The 5,055-nt window shown below is 70.8% G+C and carries 5 protein-coding genes; 3 read left to right on the top strand and 2 right to left on the bottom strand.

All coding sequences use genetic code 11. The features are described from left to right. Positions 1–190: 190 nt before the first annotated feature. Complete coding sequence (locus HY68_RS32925; RefSeq protein WP_041998763.1) at positions 191–1,588, bottom strand: serine/threonine-protein kinase; 1,398 nt, start codon at positions 1,586–1,588, stop codon at positions 191–193. Between the two features lie 43 nt (positions 1,589–1,631). Here HY68_RS32925 and HY68_RS32920 point away from each other — a divergent pair, with 43 nt between their 5' ends. Together HY68_RS32920 and HY68_RS32915 are read left to right on the top strand one after the other, a co-directional pair. Continuing rightward, positions 1,632–2,183, top strand: coding sequence for an RNA polymerase sigma factor (locus tag HY68_RS32920; protein WP_041998760.1), 552 nt, complete (start codon positions 1,632–1,634; stop codon positions 2,181–2,183). Between the two features lie 131 nt (positions 2,184–2,314). After that, a complete protein-coding gene (locus HY68_RS32915) occupies positions 2,315–3,382 on the top strand; it encodes an SDR family oxidoreductase (protein WP_041998758.1) in 1,068 nt (355 codons plus the stop codon). A gap of 22 nt (positions 3,383–3,404) precedes the next feature. Here HY68_RS32915 and HY68_RS32910 read toward each other — a convergent pair whose 3' ends face one another. Then, positions 3,405–3,740: a winged helix-turn-helix domain-containing protein gene (locus HY68_RS32910; RefSeq protein WP_042000548.1), complete on the bottom strand. Its 336-nt coding sequence runs from the start codon at positions 3,738–3,740 to the stop codon at positions 3,405–3,407. A gap of 94 nt (positions 3,741–3,834) precedes the next feature. Here HY68_RS32910 and HY68_RS32905 point away from each other — a divergent pair. Next, on the top strand, positions 3,835–5,055 hold a 1,221-nt coding region (locus tag HY68_RS32905), incomplete at its 3' end, for an MFS transporter (protein WP_041998756.1).

Genomic DNA, 5,055 nt, shown 5'->3' with positions numbered 1-5,055 from the left:
CGGCGGCGAGCAGCCCCGCGCCGCCCGCGGCGAGGGCGCGGTGCCCGCCCGCGTGCCGCCCGGTTCCACTGTCGTTCACGTCCTGGTGCTTCGTCATGCCGATCCCGTTCCCTTCTTCAAGCCGGCTGTGCGACCGCCACAAGCCGTACAACCACTTCGATGCCCGGCCGGCTGGAAAAGTTCACGACGATCACCCGGTCACGCGCAGCTCCCGCAGAATCCGGTCGGTGCTGTCGGCGTCGTCGATGCCGTCGGCGGACCTGATCTGCACGTAGACCTGCGGCTGATCTCCCGCCACCGGGGCGAGGGCGATCTCTTCCAGTGACTTTCCTGGTGTCCCGCAGGAGGACCAGGTACGCACCTGACCGCGCCAGGACTTGTCCTCGTAGGCGCGGCTGCCCCGGTACGCGCAGTCACGGTGCCCGATGGCCTTCACCCGCGCGGGCAGCGCGGGGTCCGTGCTGAGGCCGACGAAGACGCCGCTGACGTCGGCGGAGAGGTCCGTCCAGTGCCGGGCGTCGTGCGCGACCGTCAGTCCCGGCTGCCGCTGGTCCTTCAGGCCGAGCGAGGCCGGCGCCCAGCCCGCGCCGATGAGCTGTCCGGCCCAGGCGGCGGGGACGGCCACGCTGATCCGTCCGGTGGCGTCGTGGACCCGCTCCCTGGACGGCGCCGTGGGACCGTCCAGCGCTCTGACGGTGAGGACAGCGCCGAGCGCGACCGCGGCGGCAAGGGCGACGGCGGTGATCACGTACGGCCTGCGGATCCGGCGCTTCGTGCGGGCGGGCGCCTGTTCCGGGGCGTCGCCGGCCAGCCGGTCCAGCTCGTCGGCGAACGCCTTCGCGGTCGGCCGGCGCCGCTCCCGGTCCGGCTCCATGGCCCGCAGGACAGCGCGCTGTACGTCGCGCGGCACCCCGGGGCGCAGCTCGTCGGGGCGCAGGTTCTTGCCGGGCGGCGCCGGCGTCGTACCGGTGAGCAGGTGGTAGAGCAAGGCGCCGAGGCTGTAGACGTCCGCGCGCGCGTCGATGCCGTCGACCGGGTCCGTCAGCTCGGGTGCCATGTAGCCGGTGGAGCCGGCGATGACGGTGAGCCCGGACGCCTGGGCCAGGTTCTTGGCCAGGCCGAGGTCGGCGAGCAGCACCCGCTGCTGCCCTTCGGCCCCGCCCGCGAGGAGGACGTTCGAGGGTTTGATGTCGCGGTGGAGGATGCCCGCCTCGTGCAGGGTGGCGGCGCCGCGTGCGGCCTGCGCGGTGAGGCGCAGCGCTTCCGGTATCGGCAGGGGACCTGCGGTGAGCCGGTCCTCCAGGGTGCCGCCGTCGGCGTACTCCATCACGAAGTACGGCCGGTCGTCGGAGAGTTCGCCGATGTCGAAGACCTGGACCACCCCGCCGGAGGTGGCGCGGCGCAGCAGTCGCGCCTCGGAGAGGAACCGTTCGCGGATGTCCATCCGGTACGACCAGTTCTCTGCCATCACTTTGATCGCGACGGGCGCGTCGAGCCGGTCGTCGTGGGCCAGCCAGACGACGCCGAAGGCCCCTGCGCCCAGGCGCCGCTCGATCCGGTAGCGGCCGATCATCTCAGGTGAAGGCATGTGTTTATGATGCCTGGGTGATCTCCCAGCCGGTGCAGGCACCGTGACCTATCCTCCCGAGACCGAAGCACTCGCGGCGCAGGCCGCGTCCGGTGACGAGCGCGCGCTGGAACAGCTGCTGCAGGCGATCCGGCCGGAAGTCGTCCGGCGCTGCGCGCGTTTTCTGCTGTACAGGGAAGACGCCGAGGAGGCCGCGCAGGACGCACTGCTCCAGGTGTCGCGGAACATCCGCGGTTTCGAGGGCCGCAGCCGGTTCAGCACGTGGCTGTACACGGTCGTCGCGAACTGCGCCCGGCAGAAGTACCGGGAGCTCAAACGCCGGGCCGACGAGCGGCCGTTGAGCGGCGAGGAGGCCGTGCGGGTGGATCCCCGCACGACCAGCGTGATAGCGGGTTCGCGGCTCGACCTGCTGGAGGCGCTGGACCGGCTGGAGCGGGAGAGCCCCCATCTGGTGGCGCCGCTGGTCTACCGGGACATCTGTCAGCTCGAATACGCCGAGATCGTGGAGCGGATGGGTATCCCGCTGGGCACGGTCAAGTCGCGGCTGCACCACGCGCGCCGGCAGATCCGGCCGTGGCTCTCCGACACCACGTGATGCCCTGAAGTGACCCGTCCCGGTCGTGGGCGGCCCACGGCCTCAAGGTACGGCTTGCACCGTACCTTGAGGTGTGATTCCCTTCATACCTACGAGAAGCGTCACGCCTTCGAGACAGGTATGGGCACATCATGACCACAGACCAGACGGCCGACCGGCAGGTCGCCCTTGTCATCGGCGCGAACGGGGTCGTCGGGCGCGACCTCGTCGAGCATCTGCGCGGCCGGGGCGACTGGGACGTCGTCGGGGTGTCGCGGCGCGGCGGCACCGACGGCGGACGCCTCCGGTACGTCGCCGCCGACCTCCTCGACGCCGAGGACACCCGGCGCAAACTGGGCGGCCTGACCGACGTCACGCACATCTTCTACGCGGCCTTCCAGGACCGGCCGAGCTGGGCCGAACTGGTGCCGCCCAATCTCGCCATGCTGGTCAACACCGTGGACGCGGTCGAGCCGGTCGCGCCCCGGCTGCGCCACATCAGTCTGATGCAGGGCTACAAGGTCTACGGCGCCCATCTCGGCCCGTTCAAGACACCGGCCCGGGAGTCGGACGCCGGCCACATGCCGCCGGAGTTCAACGTGGACCAGCAGGCGTTCCTCGAAGAGCGGCAGCGCGGCACGTCCTGGAGCTGGTCGGCCCTCCGGCCCTCGATGGTGGGCGGCGCCGCGCTCGGCAACCCGATGAATCTGGCGCTGGTCATCGCGGTGTACGCGGCGATCTCCAAGGAGCTGGGGCTGCCGCTGCGCTTCCCGGGGAAGCCGGGCGCCTACGACAGCCTGCTGGAGATGACCGACTCCGGCCTGCTGGCGAAGGCCACCGTCTGGGCCGCCACCGACGAGCAGGGCGCGGGACAGGCGTTCAACGTCGCCAACGGCGATCTGTTCCGGTGGAGCGAGCTGTGGCCCAAGCTCGCGGCGTTCTTCGACCTCGACGTGGCGCCGCCGCTGCCGATGTCGCTCGCGACCGTGATGGCCGACAAGGAACCGCTGTGGAACGAGATGGCGGCCACGTACGGCCTGACGGCGAGCTACGACGAGGTGTCGAGCTGGGCCTTCGGGGACTTCGTCTTCGGCCTCGACTACGACATGTTCGCCGACAGCTCGAAGATCCGGCGGGCCGGGTTCCACGAGTACGTCGAGACCGAGCGGATGTTCCTGGACATCTTCGCCGAGTTCCGCAAGCGCAAGGTCATCCCCTGAAGGCCGCCCCTCGCGGTGAAGCTCATCCCTTGGCGACGGCGTCCTGCCGCGCGTCGTGCGTGAGAACGCCGAGGAGGCCGGGGAAGCGCTGCTCCAGCTCGGCCCGCCTGAGCATCACGCCACGGCGGTTGCCGTAGTCGGGGTCCTTGATCAGGCCGGATTCGCGCAGCACGCGGAAGTGATGGGTGCAGGTCGACTTCGACACCGGAAGGTTGAACGAGGCGCAGGTGCGCTCGGCGCCGTCCGGCAGTTCGAGCAGTTCGGTCACGACCCGCCGGCGCAGCGGGTCGGCCAGCGCCCCCATGATCTTGCCGAGGTCCATCTCCTCGGTGGCGGGGTGTCCGAATTCGTCGGCCATGACCATCTCCTTTGAAGGTACGGCTTGCATCGTACCTTTCTTTCTGCTCTACTTCGCGGGTACCACGACCATCGTACCTACAAGGAGCCGTCCGATGACAGCGCAGGTCGAAGCCCCGTCCGCGGGGGCCGGGCAGACGCAGCGGCCGTCCCGGCTGCTGCTACCCGTCATTCTCCTCGCGGTGTTCGTCATCCCCATGGGGATCTCGGGCACGGCGATCGCGCTTCCCCGTATCGCCGACGATCTCGGGGACTCCCCCACCCTGCTCCAGTGGATCGTCAACGGGTTCAACATCACCTTCGCCGTCTTCACCCTGGTCTGGGGAGTGGCCTCCGACCGGCTCGGCTACCGCAACACCTTCCGGCTCGGCTCGGCGCTCGTCCTCGTGTCGGTCGTCGGGAGCGCGCTCGCCCCGAACCTGCTGGTCCTCGACCTGGCGCGGCTCGTGGCGGGGGTGGGCAGCGCGGCCGTCCTCACCGGCGGCACCGCGATCCTGTCCAACGTCTACGGCGGAGCGGCGCGCGGCCGGGTCTTCGCGGTCTTCGGCACCGTGATCGGGCTCGGGCTCGCCCTCGGTCCGACGATCTCGGGCGCGCTCATCGCGCTGATCAGCTGGCGCGGGGTGTTCGCGGGGCACGCGCTGGTCCTGGTGGTCGCGCTGGCGGCCGGCGTCGTCCTGCCGCACATCCGGCACGAGCAGGATCCGGACCGGAAGGTCGTCGACTTCTCGCTGCTGCGCAACCCGGCCTTCCTGGCGCTGACGCTCGTCCCCGTGGCCGGCGCGCTCGGCTACGTGACCCTGCTGACGTACCTGCCGGTGGCGCTCAGCGGCATCGCCTCGCTCTCGGCGGGCGCCGCCGGGCTCTTCATGCTGCCGATGACCGTGCCGGTACTGCTCGGCCCGATCCTCGCGGCACGCCTGACCACGCGGTTCCGCCGGGTCACGTCGATGACCGTCATCTACGCAGCGCTCGTCAGCCTCATCCTCGGGATGCTGGGCATGCTGCTGCTCTCCCCCGGCACCTCGCTCGGCTGGCTCGTCGTACCGATGCTGCTCGTCGGCTTCGGCTTCGGGCTGCCGCTCGGCCTGGTCGACGGCGAGGCACTGGCGACCGTGCCCGCCCGCAGCAGCGGCACAGCGGCGGGCGTGCTCAACTTCGTCCGGGTCGGCAGCGAGGCGGTCTTCGTCGGGCTGTACGCGGCCGTCCTGGCCTGGCTCATCGGCCGGTCGATCCCGGACAGCGGCGTCGCGCGGGCGACGGCGGCAGGACACACCGGACAGGCGGGCGCGTACGCGAGCGCCTTCCACTGGGTC

The sequence above is a fragment of the Streptomyces sp. AcH 505 genome (genome assembly GCF_000818175.1).
Lineage (GTDB): Bacteria > Actinomycetota > Actinomycetes > Streptomycetales > Streptomycetaceae > Streptomyces.
This window is presented reverse-complemented; position numbering and strand designations above follow the sequence as displayed.